The sequence below is a fragment of the Companilactobacillus nodensis DSM 19682 = JCM 14932 = NBRC 107160 genome (assembly GCF_000615905.1).
GTDB lineage: Bacteria > Bacillota > Bacilli > Lactobacillales > Lactobacillaceae > Companilactobacillus > Companilactobacillus nodensis.
This window is the reverse complement of record NZ_BAMN01000001.1, coordinates 155,121-173,061: the sequence shown is the minus strand read 5'-3', so window position 1 is coordinate 173,061 and position 17,941 is coordinate 155,121. Positions and strand designations below refer to the sequence as shown.

Sequence of the window (17,941 nt, the reverse complement as noted above, 5' to 3'; positions counted from 1 at the left end):
CATATTTTTAATTAATTCTGTAGTATCTCTACAAATATACACTAAATAATTTACCATTATATAGATTTATTCACAAGTGATTTGTCGAAATATCTCTTATGAACCCTTGTTATGATAAGTCATGTAACGCTTTCATGCAACCCTTTTGGAAACGTTAAATTTTGTGAGAATAAATTCTTTGCAAAATGTCTGTATTTTTCGAGACTTAGCACTTGCATTACCCGAGTGCTAAGTTATATACTACCGTTGTATCCTGTATATGAGACAGAAAGGTGGGGTGTCAGTGCTTTGTCAAAATTGTCACAAAAATGAAGCAACAATTCATTTGTATACAAGTGTTAATGGTCAACGTACAGAAATAAACCTCTGTCAGAATTGCTATCAACAACTAAGAAATCAAGCTAACGAAGGTATGAATAATATGGCAGAAAATCCATACGGTTTTTCAAGTTTTGAAGACTTGTTCAATGCCTTGAACAATGGTGGCGCACAAGCTGCTAATGGCATTGGTCAACAACAAGGTCCACAAACACAAACTGGTGGCAACGGTGGAAACAACCGTGGCCGCGGTCGTGGTAATGGTGTGTTAGATCAATATGGTGTTGATTTAACAGAATTGGCTAAGAAAGGCCAAATTGACCCTGTTATCGGTCGTGATAAAGAAATTAACCGTGTAATCGAAATTTTAAATAGAAGAACAAAGAACAATCCCGTCCTAATCGGTGAAGCTGGTGTTGGTAAAACAGCTGTTGTCGAAGGTCTTGCACAAAAGATCGTTGACGGAGATGTCCCAGAAAAATTACAAAATAAACGTGTCGTTCGTCTAGACGTCGTCTCACTAGTTCAGGGAACTGGTGTCCGTGGTCAATTCGAACAACGTATGCAACAATTGATCCAAGAATTACAAAAGAGCAAAGAAATCATCCTATTTATAGATGAAATTCATGAAATCGTCGGTGCTGGTAACGCCGAAGGTGGTATGGACGCTGGTAACGTCTTGAAACCTGCCCTAGCCCGTGGTGATCTTCAATTAGTTGGTGCTACAACTTTGAATGAATACAGAACTATCGAAAAAGACTCAGCTCTTGAACGTCGTCTACAACCTGTTCAAGTTGACGAACCTTCAGTAGAAGAAACTGTTCAAATTCTAAAAGGTCTCCAACCTAAGTATGAAGACTATCACCATGTTAAATATTCCAACGAAGCTATCAAGGCTGCTGCAGAATTGTCTGCACGTTACATCCAAGATAGATTCTTGCCTGATAAGGCTATCGACTTGATCGATGAAGCTGGTTCTAAGAAGAACTTGCAGATCAATCACGTTGATATGGCTGACCTAGATAATAAGATCTCTGATGCGGAAGTTCAAAAGCAAGCTGCATTGCGTAATGAAGATTACGAAAAAGCTGCCTACTACCGTGATCAAGTAACTAAGTTCCAAGATATGAAAGATAACGAAAAAGATAAACCAACTGACGAGAGTATTGTCAGTGAAAAGAATATCCAACAAATCGTTGAGGAGAAGACCAATATTCCTGTTGGTGAGCTCCAATCCAACGAGCAAACTCAATTGAAGAACCTAGGTCCTGATTTGAAGAGTCACGTGATTGGACAAGATGAAGCTGTTGAACAAGTTGCCAAAGCAATTCGTCGTAACAGAGTCGGATTCAACAAGTCTGGTCGTCCAATCGGTAGTTTCCTATTTGTCGGACCTACTGGTGTTGGTAAAACTGAACTAGCTAAGCAATTAGCACGTGAACTATTCGGTACTGAAGATTCAATGATTCGTTTCGATATGTCTGAGTACATGGAGAAACACAGTGTGTCTAAGTTGATCGGTTCACCTCCAGGGTATGTTGGTTACGAAGAAGCTGGTCAATTGACTGAACAAGTTCGTCGTAATCCATACAGTTTGATCCTATTAGATGAAATCGAAAAGGCTCACCCTGACGTTATGCACATGTTCCTACAGATTCTTGATGACGGTCGTCTGACAGATTCTCAAGGACGCACAGTCAGCTTCAAAGATACGATTATTATCATGACTTCTAATGCTGGACAAGGTTTGCAAGAAGCAAATGTTGGTTTCGGTGCTGAAGCAACTGGTAATACTCACTCAATCATCAGTCGTCTATCAGAATTCTTCAAACCAGAGTTCTTGAACAGATTTGACGGTATCGTTGAATTCAATTCATTGACTAAGGCAAACTTGATGAAGATTGTTGACTTGATGCTTGACGATACTAACTCAATGATTGCTGATCAAGGTTTGAGTATTCACGTTACAAGGGATGCCAAGGAGAAACTTGTTGACCTTGGATTCAATCCTAAGATGGGTGCTCGTCCATTGAGAAGAGTTATTGAGGAACAGATCGAAGATAAAGTTGCTGATTACTTCTTGGACAATGCTCGAGAAAAAGAATTGGAAGCTAAGATCGTCGATGGTAAGATCACTATTAGTAAGTACAATAGTGCAAATACACCTGCTACTGACAATTCGTCAACTGACAAAAACTAATTTAATAGGTAAATAAAAATCCGAGGTCTTATGATCTCGGATTTTTTGTTTGTTATTTTTGGGTGGTTTGCAACAAGATTTGCACTTTTAAAACGAGTTGCGGAAGGGCAAAACTCTGCGCTTACTACGGGTAACGAATGCACTGCTTCGCAGCACCTTCGTTACCCTAAGTAATGCTCAAGTTCTGACCGCCCTTCCTCCACTCTCTCTTCAAAACGCGTTTACCAAAGACAACCTCCTCCGCTCACTACGATTAGTGACTTCACCACTACGTGGCAAATTCACTAATCTAGGTGATGCTCAGAGCTTCCCATCTTTGGACACGCTCTGAATATTAAAATTTCCTTTAGTCTTCCTTATATTTAATTTAAATTATCGCCATAACGGCTTTAGAGCAACTTTCATACTACTTTACTATGTTAGAATTACAATAATTAAAAAGTACATTGAAGGGGTCTAACTATGGGGAAAACACAAAATAGAAATAGTTCCCCTAACCACGGGGACATGCATATGAACAACAATTTAGTTTCTTCAAAAGTAAAAAAAATAACTCGCAATGATGTTGAGATCACTATAAACTACATCGATTCTGTCGGTAATCCAATCGCTGAACCAGTCACACTTCAAGGTCATTACATGGATGCTCTTGATATGCCTTGGAAGACGATTCCTGGCTATGTTCTTTCATCCGTCCAAAACTTTCAACAATCATTCTTACCTAACTCTGATGGGATCTATTTAATCTATTTCAAGCAAATAGCTGCCCCAGTTGTCGTCTATCATCGTAATACTAAGGGCGAATTGATTTCTGATCCACAATATATTTATGGCGAATTGAACAAGGATTATCAAGCTAAGCCACTCGCAGAAGCCGAACGTTTCTTAGTTAATTATCCTAAAAAATCTAAAGGTCAATTTTCTAGTCAGGTTCAAGAATATGAATTTGTCTACAATACTATTCCGCTGGTTAATTACAAAATTGAAAAAGACTTGTTCATCAAAACCAACAGCAACGTCAATGTCTTCGAAGAACCTGCTAGCAAAACTCCGTTACAATTGCCTATTCCACATGACTCAACTTGGCGTGTCTTCAAAGCCTTGAAGGAAACTTACAGCAATATTATTTGGTATAACTTGGGCGGCAGTACTTGGATCCCTAGTTCTGAGGACATTACACCAGTCGTATTGAAGGAATACACTACTAAGCAAATTGAACAACAGCGTCAATTAAACAATCCATTGAATGCTACTGCCAATAATATCAGCTATATTTATCAAATCATTGACAGCATGAGTATCAATCGTTCAGTTAGGATCCTCTACTATGAAGATCAAAATGTGACCGCCTGGGAAACTCCGTATGGCACGATGGACAACAAACGCTATTATGGCGGTCAAGATGTCTTTGTCACTCGTTTGATTCAGCTCGATAATTACAGTGTCTGGGCAGAGTTAAAAGATGGTTATTACATTGAAAGTAAGTATTTGAACTTGTAGTCGTCTCCAGGACCGAGAATACCTACCTGCTGTGCGGACCTGTTCGAGCCTGAAGCCCGGTCTCGAACTTCGGTTTGAAGCCTTGTAAAATTCACAAGTCTCCAAACACGCCCGGTGGTGTATATGGCTAAAGCCATAACTCCACTCTCACGGCTGGTCGGATTCTCGGTCCTTCCGACTCACTTACATATATATAATAGAAAACGTTAATATAAATTCATTCCATGGCTAAAACAATCTATAAAATCAAAAATTTCATTACTGAAATTAATCAGTAATGGAATTTTTTCTTCTACAATATAAATCCGCCAATCGCAAATATTAATGGAATTGTTATCAAACTCAGTATTGTTGAAATACTCATCAGAGAAATTGCTGGTCCCGCATCCCCGTGAGATTGCAATGTGAATAACACTACGATTCCAGCCACCGGACAGGCTGCCATGATTATTGTCGTATAATATGCCACCCCTGTTACTCCTAATAACTTGAGTATCAAGATCATGATAACTGGCAAAATCAAGTTTCTTAATATCAAGGTTAAACCAATATTCTTATCTAACATATCCCTACTCAACTTAATATTGGCAAGGCTATTTCCAATAACGATCATCGACAATGGCGTGTTGATCGAACCGACATTTTTCACAACTTGATTCAATATACTTGGAAAACGTAACGATAATAAAAACATTAATAAACCTATAACAATGGCTATTAAATTAGGATTAAGCATAACTTGCTTATAGTCGATTTGTTCTTCATCGTTTCTGAATAATGAAACTCCATGAGTCCAACTAAAAATATTGAATCCTGCAAGTGATACGACGGCATAAAATACCCCGGTCGAACCGAATAAAGCACTGATCAATGGTATTCCCATAAATCCAGCATTCGAATAGACACTTCCATACTGGGTTATTCGTCGAAGATTCTCATTCTTCAATCGACCAAAAACTAATTTTGAAATAATAATCGCAATAATATAAAAAATAACTATTCCTATGGAAACCATCACAAATTGCTTGATTCGACTATTTGAATAGTCTTGTTCAAAAGCATTGATGATCAAACAAGGTGAAACCACATAAAGTAATATATTCGTTAAATCGTTGGAAGTTTGGGCGTGCATAAATTTAAACTTATTAATAATCACACCCACTAGCATCAAACAAAACATCAAAACGATCTGATTAGTTATTTGTCCTAGATTCATATATAGTTTCCTCCTCAATAAAAAAAGAGTGACAAATCTCACCCTTATTTATAACTATATATTAAATTACGTAATTCTTCATTATCTGTCTTTGTTCCAACGGTTAATCTTAACCAATTTTTTTGCAATCCTGTTCTCAATAAGTAGCCATTGTGTAACAGGTAATCCGCTAGCTTGTTGGCATCAGGATATTCGAAGAAAACAAAATTAGCTTGACTCGGATAATATTTAATTTTTTCTTTTTCGAAGAATTCCTCCCACAACTCACGTTCAAAATCATTTTTCTTAACTACATCAGCAACGAATTCAGTATCTTTGAAGGCGGCTGTAGCCGCAACTTGAGCAACTGAATTCACATTATATGGCAAACGGACTTTTTGAACATTTTCACCAACATCTTGAGGAAAAACAGCATACCCAACTCGGAAATTAGCAAGCCCATATGCTTTGGAAAAAGTTCGCATGACAACAATATTGGGATACTTCTTAGTCAATGACATCGCCGTTGCATTTGGTTCAGAGGCAAAGTCGATATACGCTTCGTCCACTAAAACCATCACATCATCTGGCACTTTGGCAACAAACTTTTCAATATCAGCAACTGTTTCGATCGTTCCCGTGGGGTTATTTGGATTACAGATCCAGATCAACTTGGTGGCATCAGTAATTGCCTGAAGCATCCCCGCAAAGTCTATCTGACCACTCGCTAACACGGGAACTTTGGTGATATTAGCCTGTTCTATCTCAGCATGCAAAGCATACTCTGAGAATGTTGGCGTTGAGACCATCTCAACATCACCCGGTGATAAAAAGACTCGTGACAACATAACGATAACTTCGTCTAATCCAACTCCAAAGACAATTTGTTCTGGATCAAGCTCGAACTTCTTAGAAATCAAGCCACGCAATTCTGTCGCATCACCATCGGGGTAACGATTAGATTGATCGTAATTCCAGTTAAGCACCGCTTCTTTGACAGTTGGTGAAGTTCCATAAGGATTCTCATTCGCAGATAATCGAACTAACTTCTTCAGTCCTAACTCCTGTTTTAATTGCTCAAGTGGTTTTTCAGGTATATAGGGTTGTAATTGTTGAATAATTTTTTTCATACCGGCCTCCGACTATAAGTCTTTGATTTCTGGTCTATCTTTGTATTCACTCATCAAGCCTTCACGTTTGGCGAGTTCTGTCTTGATCTGGTCAAAGGTCACTCCTTGTTCGACCCACAAAACACACAGGTGATACAGCAAATCGGCTGACTCATAAACCAACTCACCATCACCACGTGGTTTGTCAGGATTCTTAGCGGCTACTACAACTTCAGTTGATTCTTCACCGACTTTTTTGAGGATCTTATCCAATCCCTTTGAGAATAAGTAATCAGTATAAGAACCTTCCTTAGGATTCTCTTTACGCTGTTTGACCATTTCATATAATTCATCTAAGTTTTGCATTTATTTTCCTCCTAATACCGGATTAAAGAAGCACGATTGATGTCCGGTGTGACAAGCTGGACCATGCGGAATTACTGATACCAATAAGGTGTCTAAGTCACAGTCTAGAGTCATCTCAACAACATCTTGCAGATTGCCGCTAGTTGCCCCTTTGTGCCAAAGTTCTTGCCTGGAACGAGACCAGAACCAAGTCTGACCACTCTCAAGCGTTCGGCGATAACTTTCTTCATTCATCCAAGCTACCATCAAGACCTCTTTGGTCTGACTGTCAGTTACAACGGTGGTCAGTAATCCTTTTGAAAAATCAGGTTCTAATTCATTTTTCATCTGACAACGACACCTTCTTTTTTGGCAGCAGCTTTGACGTCGTTGACAGTCAATTCACCAAAGTGAAAAACCGAAGCCGCTAATGCTCCATCCACATCAGCCCGCTTGAAGACTTCCGTAAAATCCTCTACTTTGCCAGCACCGCCTGATGCGATGATCGGTACATTTACTACCTGATTGATTTTTTGATACAGTTCAATATCGAACCCTTGCATAGTACCATCGGCATCCATACTCGTTATCAACAATTCTCCAGCGCCAGCTTCAACAGCTTGTTTCGCCCAATCGATTGCATTCAATTCTGTTGCCATTTTTCCACCATGGATATAAACGATGTATTCTCCTTGAGGATTCTTTTTAACATCAATGGCAACGACGATACACTGATTACCAAATTTTTCAGCGCCTTGTGTGATAAGTTCTGGATTATTCACAGCAGCTGAATTAATAGCTACTTTATCAGCGCCAGCTTTTAACAAACGCTGAATATCCGCAACACTGCTGACACCTCCGCCAATCGTTAAAGGCATGAAGACTTGCGACGACACTTGTTCAACCACATCCGCCATCGTTTTGCGCTGTTCATTTGTGGCAGTAATATCTAAGAAGACTAATTCATCAGCACCTTGTTTTTGATATTCAGCGGCGATTTCTACCGGATCACCAACGTCAGTCAGATTGACGAAGTTGACACCTTTTTTAACTCGCCCGTCGTCCACATCAAGACAGGGAATAATTCGTTTAGCTAACATTTTTCTCCACCTCAGCAATCTGTTCTAATGTGATCGTACCTTCATACAAAGCCTTGCCAATAATGACATCAACTAGTCCAAAGGCTTTGAGATGGTGTAAGTCACGCAAGTCACGAATACCACCACTGGCAACTAGATTAACTTGCGGCATATCTTGCTTTAATTTCCACAGTAAGTCGAGATTAGGACCTGTCATCGTTCCATCACGCGAAACATCGGTTACGATGAAGTGCTTGGCGCCATTATCGACCATAACTTTGATCAAGTCTTCCATAGTAATATTTGATTGGTCGATCCAACCATTGACTGCAACTTTGCCATTGTTACCATCGACACCGATAACAATGCGCTCGCCACCGTATTCCTTCAACAAGTCCTTAACAAACTGTGGTTCTTCGATGGCGGCTGAACCAATGATGATGCGGTCGATGCCTAGTTCCAAATAATCCTTAGCAGTTTGATAATCACTGATTCCGCCGCCTAATTCTAAGAATCCTGAAAAGCTCTCACGAATAGCTTTGATAACTTCAAAATTCTTCGGTTGACCTGACTTAGCACCATCCAAATCGACTAAGTGTAACTGTCTAACCCCAGCAGCAATAATATCTTTGGCCTGTTGCACAGGATTTTTGTTGATCAAAGTAACTTTTTGATAATCTCCTTTGAATAAACGAACGCTCTGACCGTTATGTAAATCAATTGCTGGAAAAATCATGCTTCCACCACTCCCTGAAATTTTTCTAATAACTCAAGTCCAACTTTTCCACTTTTCTCCGGGTGAAATTGCATCCCGTAAACATTGTCATTCTGCACAATGCTAGGAATAAAGGTTCCATAATCAACCCCGGCAACAACGGTTTCTTGTGGACAATCGGCATAATATGAATGAACAAAGTATGTAAACTGCTGATCAATAATATTAAACGGACCATTACGCAAAATGCGATTCTGATTCCAGCCCATTTGCGGAACTTTGACATCTGCTGGAATTGCTTTGACGTTACCATTTATCAGTCCCAGACCGGTGTGCTTGCCATATTCTTCACTACTGTCGAATAACAATTGCATACCCAGACAGATACCAAGCATCGGTGTCTTATTGGCGGCAACTTGTTTAAGAACATTAACCAGGTCACGTTTTTGTAATTCTGCCATTGCAGCGGCAAAGGCTCCTACTCCCGGAAGGATGACTGCGTCTGCATTAATAATTTCATTAGGATCATCAGTTAATTTGTTTTCAATCTTTAAGTAATCTAGTGCTTTGATGAGATTACGAGTGTTCCCTGTATCATAGTCAACAATGGCAAACATCAAATCACACCTTTCGTTGAATTGACACCTTTGATCTCCGGATTGATCGTCACAGCTTCACGCATTGAACGACCTAAGGCTTTGAACAAACTCTCAACCTTGTGGTGAGTATTTCGACCGTATAGGATCCTAGCATGGAGATTCATTTCAGCCGCAAAAGCAAAAGCTTGAAAGAAATCTTCAACGGTCTCAGTATCTAATCCGCCGAGTCGAGGATTAGTTAATTCAGCATCAAAAACCAAATACGAACGTCCAGATAGATCAACACTGACTTGCCCCAGAGTTTCATCCATTGGTACGAATTGTGTGCCATAACGTTCAATCCCCACTTTGCCCCCTAACGCTTGTTTGAAACATTCGCCAAGAACGATACCGGTGTCTTCAGTCGTGTGGTGCGGATCAACATCCAGATCACCGTGAGCTTCAACGATCAACCCGAATCTGCCGTGCTTAGCAAAGAGATTCAGCATATGATTCAAGAAACCAATTCCGGTATCAATTTTTATTTCTGATTGATTATCAAGATCCAAGCTGATCTTGATCTGTGTTTCTTTCGTTTTGCGTTCAATTGTCGCTGCTCTCATAATCTTGCCCCTTAATAGTATTTGTTAAAACGTGATTCAATAGCTCTGGCGTGTCCTTCTAGTCCTTCAACTCGAGCAAGTGTCGTGATTGCCTTAGCTTCTTTTTCGAGTGCTGGCTTAGTGTATTGAATGAACGAAGTACGCTTAACGAAGTCATAGACTCCGAGTGGTGATGAGAATCGTGCCGTTCCGCCAGTTGGCAAAATGTGATTGGGACCGGCAACATAATCTCCAAGTGGCTCGCTAGCATACTTACCTAAGAAAACTGAACCGGCATTTCTAATCTGATTCAAATACTGTGTCGGATTTTCAACTTGAATCTCCAAGTGCTCTGGAGCAACTGTGTTCATCAGATCGAACATGTCATCGATCTTCTCAACTACTGCAATGAAGCCTTTATTATTGACCGATTCTGTTGCAATCTCTTCACGTGGTAATGTCTTTAACTGCACATCAACATTTTCACTAACGGCTTGTGCTAGCTTCTCACTGTCGGTAACTAAGATGGGACGTGCCAACTTGTCGTGCTCAGCTTGTGATAATAGATCAGCAGCTAATTGTTTGGGATCAGCTGAGTCATCCGCGATGATACCAATTTCAGAAGGACCCGCGACCATATCGATAGCCACTTGACCAAAGACTTGTTTCTTAGCTGTCGCAACGAAGATATTACCCGGTCCAACGATCTTATCCACACGTGGAATTGATTCGGTTCCAAATGCTAAAGCTGCAATAGCTTGTGCTCCACCCACCTGATAGATGGAATCTACACCAGCAATCTTGGCGGCAGCGAGAACAGCAGGATTGATACCATCCTTTTGCGGAGGTGTCACGATTACGACTTGTTCGACACCGGCAATCTTGGCTGGCAACGCACTCATCAGAATAGTAGATGGATAGGCAGCTGTCCCGCCTGGAACGTACAATCCGACCTTTTGTAGCGGCAATAACTTTTGTCCACGTAGAACTCCGGGTTGTTCGGCATCAATGAAGCCTGTTTCCTTCTCTTTTTCGTGGAAACTAGTGATATTCTTCTTGGCCAACAACAGGGCATCTTTGACATCACCAGCGAGGTTATCATAAGCTTCGTCGATCACAGACTGTGGCAATTTGAAATTTTCGATATCCACATTATCAAACTTCTTCTCATATTCTTTGACAGCTTGGTCGCCATTTTCAATTACATTCTCAATGATTTCACTGACACTTTTTGAAATCTGAGGGTCATTCAGTTGACGTGTTTTGGTTTGAACGATATTCTTCAATTCTGACAAACTCTTTTTATAAATTTTCATTGCGCTATCTCCCTGTCATTATTCATTTGAATTGCTGCACTCAAGTTATCCACAAAGTTATAGATTTCTGAGGGATGCTGTTTGAGCGACATCCGATTGACTACTAAACGAGTCGAGACTTTATCTAAATAATCATATATTTTAAGATTGTTTTCGCGAATCGTCGTACCTGTTTCAGTGATATCTACGATGGCATCAGCTAGCCCTGTTAAAGGTGCTAATTCGACTGAACCTTCGATTTTGATAATTTCAACATCTTGACCTAACTTATCAAAATACCTTTTTGTGATATTAGGATACTTTGTTCCAATGATTTTTCTTCTCGGTTCATCTGGATCGAAAGCTTCGGTTGAAGCAAGGACAAACTGACACTTACCGATATCTAAGTCCAATAACTCATATTGTGTACTCTGATGTTCAGTCAAAATATCACTACCTACAATGCCGATATCTGCTGCACCTCGTTCAAGAAAAGTCGTTACATCTGGTCCTTTAGCCAAAATGAATTCATATGGTTGTGTCGTTGAATCAAAGATCAAACGACGTTTTTTGTTTCTAATTTGATCACAATTTATTCCTGCTTCTTCTAAAAGTGGAACAACTTGTTTTTCCACCCGTCCTTTAGTCAGGGCAATTTTTATCCTGTTCTCATTCAATATCATTTTCATTGCCCCCTGTTAAATCCAAGAACTTAGCATCTGCCTGTTCTGCTTCTAACTGCGCTTGTTTTTTGGTATCCGCCAGTGACAGAACGCTGTGTGGAATCTTTGCTAAAACTCTCTCTGCTTCATTCCACTGTGAATTATTGAAATAGATCATCGTCTTAGTCTTTTTTGTTTTCTTTTGTAATGCCAAGTCAGCGATAACGTCAATATCGATGCCCATACCGATAGCTGATTCAGTCTGATCTTGAAAATTGGCTAACAACTTATCATACCGACCGCCACTGAAAAGATATCCAGCACCATCCTTGGAGAATCCACGAAACGTCAAGCCGGTGTAATATTTTTGCGGTGCCCGACTGCTTAAGTCTAATGAAACCTTCTGTTCTGGCATCGTTTGACTGATCCACTCAATGATTTCTTTCAAAGCATCGATTTTAACCTGAATCATGACTGGTAGATCGAACTTCGTTAACTGTTCAAAAATAACATCTGGCTTACCGAATAATCTCGGCCATCTCTTCAAAAATTCGAATAACTCATTGTTAGAAAACTTGCTGATCAAGGATTCGTATGTAGGAATTTTTTTATCATACAAAGCCTGCAAAATCTCTTCTTGCAGCTGTGTATCATCAGTCAGCAATCTTAAAATCCCTCTAGCAAAATCGGCATATCCTAGTTCGATTTCAACTGAGCTATCTAATAGTTCATCACTCAGCTGATTAATGATCATCAAGCATTCCAATTCAGCTTTGATCGATTTATAGCCAATCAATTCAATCCCAGCTTGAGTCGATTCGTTATACGAACCTGATAGTCGACGACTGATCCTAAAAATATCACCAATATAAAAGAATTTTTGTGGTAACGGTATATTTGTTGAACTGAGGAACCTGGCAATCGGTAGGGTTAAGTCTGGCCGCAATACTAAGGTGTCACCATCCTGATCCAAGAAACGATACATTTGGTAGTTGCCCAATTGATATGGTTCGAAGACTTGTTCTTTTTCTAATAATGGTGTAGAAATTCTTGAGAATCCGCGTGCTTCAAAATGTCGCTGAATCACCGCTACGATATTTTGTTTGATACTGGCACGACTTCCGAATTCATCGCGTGTCCCTAATGGTAATAAATTATTTTTCATTTCTACGCCCCCTTATTTGAATAAAAAAATAGCGCCTCTCAACAAATAAAAATTTGTTAAGAGGACGCTATTAAACGTGGTTCCACCTCATTTTATCTGACCCTTACGAATCAGACCTCATGTTGGCTAAGTCAACTTGGATAACGAATCCACTCGGTGAAGCTACTTGAGTTCAGCTCCACAGTTCATAGGTGTGTGTTCGTAAATAACTTCCATCCTGATCTCAGCTTAGAGGACTCTCTTTTCGGAGCGGTCATTACTACTTTTCCTAATCATCACTATTATTAAAATAAAATTAGCGTTTTTAATAATCATTTAATTTAATGTTAATAATAGGAGCTGAGAGTCAATCTGTCAAGCTAAATTTGCAGATTCAACCAGATGCTGTCCGTGTCCGACCGAGGCAATATCGTGCGCATCAGAACCATAAATCAAGGGAATTCCTAATTCTTTAGCCACTTCAGTAATCTGTCTACCTGGATAAAAGTCATTGCACAGCGGTTTGTATAATCCCGCCAAGTTCAAATCCAATTCTCTACTCTGCTGCTTGATCTCCTGAAGTATCCCAGTGATCAACTTCATATTTTCAGCATCATAGTCCTCAGCCAAACCAAAGTAATCCTGAAATTTTCTAACTAGACTCATATGACCGATTCTCTGCGGACGATACTGACCTAGATCAGCCTCCACAGATTTCTTGACTGTCTCGTAATATTGTTTGAAAACATGTTGAGGATCATCTAAAAATTGTACAAAACCTTCTTGATACGCATCAGTATCATAATCGATACACCATTGCTTTTGTCCTTTGCCTTGCATGAAGTGAACCGACAAGATACTTTCCTGTGTCTGTGGCCCATACTCATCTAAGAAGTCTCTGGTCCAATCTTCGAATCCTTCTAGATAATCAACTTCAAAGCCAATCGAAATTTCTAACTCAGATTGGTATTTTTTTTGCAGTCGTTGCATTTGTTTCATGTAATCCGGCAAGTCGGTCAAATCCATTGCCCCAGTATCAAACCCATCTGGATCGCCATCATAAACACTCTTAAAATCAGCTGGTAAAGGTGCATGTTCCGTAATACAATACTTCTTCATCCCTAACTGAATCGCACGTAAAATCATCTTTTCTGCCGGTTCACCACTTCCGTGCTGGCAGAATTCAGTATGTGTATGTCCATCCAAAAGCATTCGATCACCCCTATTTTTTGTTTAAAACTTAGCACAAAACAAAATATTAAACAAAAGGTTTTTTTGCTTGATGTGGAACGCGTTTCACAATTTAAGATAACTTTGTAGGATAATTAAAGTAAATAAACCATTAAAATACAGTTCCGAGAGGAGTTAACATGATCAAACACATTTTTTCTGATATGGATGGAACCTTGCTCAACAATCAAGGTATCGTCAGTAATGAAAATATCAGAGTAATCAAAAATTCTCACATTCCTTTTACACTAGTGTCGGCACGCGCACCGATGGAAATGTTCGATACGATCGACAAATTAAACTTGACTAGTACTCAGATCGCCTTTAATGGTGGCCTAATCTACAAGCGTCATGAAGACTCAATCATTAAGATTTCCGTGCATTCTTTAGATATCAATAACGTTAAGAATATCGTCAACAAAATTAGACTGACATTACCAAATGTCAGCATGAGCCTCTATACAGCTGACAACTGGTATACTGACAAAATCGATGCTGGTATCAAGTTGGAAACAAGTATCACTGGCCTACATGCACAAGTTGTTAACTATCAACAATTTTTAAATACAAACAAAGATGATATTTTTAAAATAATGTTCATTGGCTCCGATAAAACACAAATAGATGAATTGATCACGACCTTGGACAAATTGAACTTATCTGGCGTCAGTATTCAACAGTCCGGAAATAATTATCTTAGAAATAACTAGTGATCAAGCCAAAAAATCACGGGGTATTCAATATATTCAGGAGATTAATTCACTCGATAAGTCTGAAATGGCAGCTTTTGGTGACGGTCATAATGATATTCCCATGTTAAAGATGGTTGACACAGCCGTTATTATGGCAAATGCTATGGATGAGGTAAAAAAATATGCCACCCACATGACAAAGAGTAATGTCGACGATGGTGTGGCCTATGGTATCCAAAATTTTATTGAGGTGTAACTTATGAATATTCACGACATTGCCAAAATAAGTGGTTATTCGGTTTCAACTGTTTCTCGAGTGATCAATAACCACGATTATGTTTCTGATAAGACCAGACAAGATATCCAAAAAGTTATCAACCATTTTGACTATGTTCCTAACGACGTGGCTAGAGATCTCAGTAATGGTAAAACTTATAATATCGGCGTTGTCCTGCCACACACCGATCATCCCTACTACACACAATTGGTCGAAGGTATTATTAGTGCTGCCTTCCCGGCAGGATACAAAATCGTCATGTTACCATCAAAATTCGAAGCTGACCTAGAGATGGATTATCTTAATCGTTTACGACGTAAGGCATACGACGCCATCATCTTCACTTCACATGTAATCCCGTTAGAGGAATTATTGAAGTATCAGCAATACGGGTCCATCGTCATCTGTCATAATCCTGGTGATCTCAACATTGCGGCAGCGTACACTCGTCGCGAGAATTCATACATGGAAGCTTTCAATTGGATAAAATCACAAGGTAGCCAAAAAATTGGGATATTGCTGAACCGTGATTACAGCGTTAGTGCCACCGCGCAAAAGACATTTAAATCATACGAGAAAATATTCGGATCGACGCCGGATGAGCGACTATTAAAGACCGATATTACAACCTATCAGGATGGATACGATGCCGCAAAGCAATTCCATCAGAATGAGTATGAACCGGACATATACTTCACAAATGGTGACGACATTGCTGCTGGCGTCAGACAATTCTACCTGGACAACAAACTATCAGTACCAAAACTGATTGGTCAAGAAAATCAACTATCCAGCAAACTTCTCAATATTCCAACTATCAATCACCACTTTCATGAAGTTGGTAAACTAGCATTTGAGTTAGCTATTAACAATGAAATAAAACAATTATCAGTTGAATCAGAGTTTATCTTTAGAAATCAAAAGAACATCGAAAATTAATTCGATGTTCTTTTATTTTTTAGTTTTAAACTATTTGATCATTCTTACGTTTGCTTGCAGTTGGGATTTCTAATTGTTCACGATATTTAGCAACTGTTCTTCTAGCAACTTCTGAACCTTGTTCTTTCAGTAAATCAGAAATCTTCTGATCACTTAATGGCTTATCTTCATTATCGATCATTGACTTGATTTGTTGTTTAACTTGATCGACAGACCGACTCTCAACACCAGCTGCAACCTTACTACGTCTTGAGAAGAAGTGTTTCAAAGCAAATAACCCAAAGTCAGTTTGAATATATTTACCATTAATGGCACGACTAACGGTCGACTCACTCAATTGTAATTTTTGAGCAACATCACGCAATAATAATGGCTCTAAACTGTCAGACTCTTGCGTAAAGAACTTGTATTGCTTATTCACAACAACCTTACCGATCATAGAAATGGTCTTGATGCGGCGCTCCAAATTGTATTCCAAAGTCTGATACTGATCATACTTCTGCTTGATATATTTTTTGACATCTTCATCAACCGTCTTCGATAACAAGTCATAAGTCTCTTCCGCAAAAATCAATTGTGGTTGACCATATCTAGTGACAGCCAAGCTCAATTTGCCACCATTATTCTTAACCTGCAATTCAGGAACAACATATTGCAGATCACTACCGTTATAGCGTTCACCAGGGGCACCTGACAAGGACTTGATGTAATCGATGTTATCGTCCAAAGCTACTTGGTCGATCTCTAACTTCTTCATGAGTTTTTTCCAATCATGAGCGGCTACCAAGTCAAAGTACTTGTCTAATATTTCTTCAGCATATTCTGGTGCTTCCGAGTCAGCTTGCGCCTGTAGGAACAAGCACTCACGTAAATCATGTGCTCCAACCCCGGGTGGGTCGAGTTGTTGCAACAATGTCTTGGCATCAAGCAGCATGATCTTATCAACATCTAATTCTTTCAAAATCTCTTTGTCAGTCAATGGCAAATATCCGTTAGGGTCAAGTTGCTCAACTAAATAAATCACCAAGTCACGTAACGGCGTCTTCCTCATCGTTAGTTGAACCTGATCTAACAAATATTCAAATAGTGATTGGTCATTATCTCTTAATTGATACGATTGATTATCTCTAGTACCTTGCATGAATGGAACGTCCAGACTTGTATGTACATCAAACAATGGATTTTCCAAACTAATGTCTTTTAAGTATTCACTTAGGTCGATTGCATCTGACTGTAACATCAGAATTGACTGACGCATCCCTTGAGTTAGCGATAATTTTTGCGATTGTCTCTGACTTAACTGTTGTCCTTGTGCGAGTTGCATAATAAATTGCCCTCCTTTCGGGTTAAAAATATTCTTTTATGAATTATTCTTCAAAATTAATGATAGCGCTTTTCAGTGGCTTTGTAATTGATTATTTAAATATTTCACAAACTATTATTCTTATTCAAAAAAGTCCGCAATCCAGATTTATCGAGTCGAATGATACGATCTTTGAATTCATCACGAGTCATCTCGACCTCACTATTGATCCGCAATCTAAATAACATCATCGTATTACGAATCATAAAACTAGAACTGATATAGGCGTCAGCTTACTGACTTGGTATGATTCACTGATTGCTTGAGCCAGACTTTTCGATACTTTTGACTCAACCTTCCGCGACAAGAAGCTATATTCATCCGAAGTAATCATAAAAGTATAGAATTCTCGAGATTGTTCGAAGAAGTCAAACACTTTATCAAAAATAATCCCTGGTTGCGACAATGTTTTGTTCATCGGTTTGATAACAATTATTTTGATCAATTGATCGGCTAATTCGTCAACAAAAGTATTCGCAAAGTCTTCAATCGAATCATAGTGTAGATAAAATGTCTTGCGATTAACATTGGCTTTTTCCGTCAAAGCTTGAATAGTAATGTCGTGATAGCTTGTATTCCTTGCCATCTCGCGAAATGCATCTTTCAAAGCTGTCGTTGTCTTTCTAACCCTACGATCTGTACTCATTCATGTTACGCCTCACTTCTAATGTATCTGTGTATTAATACTCAGATGTGGC

At 39.2% G+C, this 17,941-nt stretch carries 20 protein-coding genes and 1 other annotated feature; of the genes, 5 read left to right on the top strand and 15 right to left on the bottom strand.

Annotation, left to right across the window (positions count from 1 at the left end):
• Positions 1–283 precede the first annotated feature (283 nt).
• Together JCM14932_RS00780 and JCM14932_RS00775 are read left to right on the top strand one after the other, a co-directional pair.
• Positions 284–2,518: an ATP-dependent Clp protease ATP-binding subunit gene (locus JCM14932_RS00780; protein ID WP_025023170.1), complete on the top strand. Its 2,235-nt coding sequence runs from the start codon at positions 284–286 to the stop codon at positions 2,516–2,518.
• Between the two features lie 462 nt (positions 2,519–2,980).
• Positions 2,981–4,018, top strand: coding sequence for a MucBP domain-containing protein (locus JCM14932_RS00775; RefSeq protein WP_051528043.1), 1,038 nt, complete (start codon positions 2,981–2,983; stop codon positions 4,016–4,018).
• 292 nt (positions 4,019–4,310) lie between these two features.
• Here JCM14932_RS00775 and JCM14932_RS00770 read toward each other — a convergent pair whose 3' ends face one another.
• From JCM14932_RS00770 to hisJ, 12 genes are all read right to left on the bottom strand, one after another.
• On the bottom strand, positions 4,311–5,234 hold the full coding sequence (locus tag JCM14932_RS00770; RefSeq protein ID WP_025023168.1) for an AEC family transporter: 924 nt from the start codon (positions 5,232–5,234) through the stop codon (positions 4,311–4,313).
• Between the two features lie 44 nt (positions 5,235–5,278).
• The gene (gene hisC, locus JCM14932_RS00765) at positions 5,279–6,343 is read right to left on the bottom strand and encodes a histidinol-phosphate transaminase (protein WP_025023167.1); all 1,065 of its coding nucleotides are present in this window, start codon (positions 6,341–6,343) and stop codon (positions 5,279–5,281) included.
• 12 nt (positions 6,344–6,355) lie between these two features.
• Complete coding sequence (gene hisE / locus JCM14932_RS00760; RefSeq protein WP_025023166.1) at positions 6,356–6,688, bottom strand: phosphoribosyl-ATP diphosphatase; 333 nt, start codon at positions 6,686–6,688, stop codon at positions 6,356–6,358.
• Entirely contained in the window at positions 6,689–7,015 is a 327-nt protein-coding gene (gene hisI, locus JCM14932_RS00755; RefSeq protein ID WP_025023165.1) for a phosphoribosyl-AMP cyclohydrolase, read from the bottom strand.
• Positions 7,012–7,767 (bottom strand): imidazole glycerol phosphate synthase subunit HisF, encoded by a 756-nt coding sequence (hisF, locus tag JCM14932_RS00750; protein ID WP_025023164.1) that lies wholly within the window; start codon positions 7,765–7,767, stop codon positions 7,012–7,014. Before hisF ends, hisI begins: the two co-directional genes overlap by 4 nt.
• Entirely contained in the window at positions 7,757–8,482 is a 726-nt protein-coding gene (hisA, locus tag JCM14932_RS00745; protein WP_025023163.1) for a 1-(5-phosphoribosyl)-5-[(5-phosphoribosylamino)methylideneamino]imidazole-4-carboxamide isomerase, read from the bottom strand. The genes hisF and hisA overlap by 11 nt, the downstream gene beginning before the upstream one ends.
• The gene (gene hisH, locus JCM14932_RS00740; protein WP_025023162.1) at positions 8,479–9,078 is read right to left on the bottom strand and encodes an imidazole glycerol phosphate synthase subunit HisH; all 600 of its coding nucleotides are present in this window, start codon (positions 9,076–9,078) and stop codon (positions 8,479–8,481) included. Before hisH ends, hisA begins: the two co-directional genes overlap by 4 nt.
• Positions 9,078–9,662, bottom strand: a complete 585-nt coding sequence (gene hisB / locus JCM14932_RS00735) for an imidazoleglycerol-phosphate dehydratase HisB (protein ID WP_025023161.1) — start codon at positions 9,660–9,662, stop codon at positions 9,078–9,080. The genes hisH and hisB overlap by 1 nt, the downstream gene beginning before the upstream one ends.
• A gap of 11 nt (positions 9,663–9,673) precedes the next feature.
• Entirely contained in the window at positions 9,674–10,957 is a 1,284-nt protein-coding gene (gene hisD / locus JCM14932_RS00730; RefSeq protein ID WP_025023160.1) for a histidinol dehydrogenase, read from the bottom strand.
• On the bottom strand, positions 10,954–11,613 hold the full coding sequence (gene hisG / locus JCM14932_RS00725; RefSeq protein WP_025023159.1) for an ATP phosphoribosyltransferase: 660 nt from the start codon (positions 11,611–11,613) through the stop codon (positions 10,954–10,956). Before hisG ends, hisD begins: the two co-directional genes overlap by 4 nt.
• Positions 11,606–12,763 carry an ATP phosphoribosyltransferase regulatory subunit gene (locus JCM14932_RS00720; RefSeq protein ID WP_025023158.1) on the bottom strand — a complete coding sequence of 386 codons (1,158 nt, stop codon included), beginning with the start codon at positions 12,761–12,763 and terminating at the stop codon, positions 11,606–11,608. The genes hisG and JCM14932_RS00720 overlap by 8 nt, the downstream gene beginning before the upstream one ends.
• Before the next feature lie 57 nt (positions 12,764–12,820).
• Positions 12,821–13,048, bottom strand: a binding site (T-box leader).
• A gap of 69 nt (positions 13,049–13,117) precedes the next feature.
• Complete coding sequence (gene hisJ / locus JCM14932_RS00715; RefSeq protein ID WP_025023157.1) at positions 13,118–13,954, bottom strand: histidinol-phosphatase HisJ; 837 nt, start codon at positions 13,952–13,954, stop codon at positions 13,118–13,120.
• 158 nt (positions 13,955–14,112) lie between these two features.
• On the opposite strand from hisJ, the gene JCM14932_RS14065 reads away from it, so the two are divergent.
• From JCM14932_RS14065 to JCM14932_RS00705, 3 genes are read left to right on the top strand one after another with little or no spacing between them, the layout of a single operon-like run.
• Positions 14,113–14,682: an HAD-IIB family hydrolase gene (locus tag JCM14932_RS14065; RefSeq protein ID WP_081776076.1), complete on the top strand. Its 570-nt coding sequence runs from the start codon at positions 14,113–14,115 to the stop codon at positions 14,680–14,682.
• Positions 14,633–14,920: an HAD family hydrolase gene (locus JCM14932_RS16205; RefSeq protein ID WP_081776075.1), complete on the top strand. Its 288-nt coding sequence runs from the start codon at positions 14,633–14,635 to the stop codon at positions 14,918–14,920. Before JCM14932_RS14065 ends, JCM14932_RS16205 begins: the two co-directional genes overlap by 50 nt.
• Positions 14,921–14,923: 3 nt before the next feature.
• Complete coding sequence (locus JCM14932_RS00705) at positions 14,924–15,880, top strand: LacI family DNA-binding transcriptional regulator (RefSeq protein ID WP_025023156.1); 957 nt, start codon at positions 14,924–14,926, stop codon at positions 15,878–15,880.
• A 25-nt stretch (positions 15,881–15,905) separates the two neighbouring features.
• Here the strand turns inward: JCM14932_RS00705 and rpoN are convergent, their stop codons facing one another.
• The 3 genes from rpoN to JCM14932_RS14060 form a co-directional block, all read right to left on the bottom strand.
• Positions 15,906–17,204 (bottom strand): RNA polymerase factor sigma-54, encoded by a 1,299-nt coding sequence (gene rpoN / locus JCM14932_RS00700; RefSeq protein WP_025023155.1) that lies wholly within the window; start codon positions 17,202–17,204, stop codon positions 15,906–15,908.
• Between the two features lie 104 nt (positions 17,205–17,308).
• The gene (locus JCM14932_RS16845; protein WP_235700484.1) at positions 17,309–17,449 is read right to left on the bottom strand and encodes a hypothetical protein; all 141 of its coding nucleotides are present in this window, start codon (positions 17,447–17,449) and stop codon (positions 17,309–17,311) included.
• Complete coding sequence (locus tag JCM14932_RS14060; RefSeq protein WP_051528042.1) at positions 17,446–17,889, bottom strand: TetR/AcrR family transcriptional regulator; 444 nt, start codon at positions 17,887–17,889, stop codon at positions 17,446–17,448. The genes JCM14932_RS16845 and JCM14932_RS14060 overlap by 4 nt, the downstream gene beginning before the upstream one ends.
• Between the last annotated feature and the right edge of the window lie 52 nt (positions 17,890–17,941).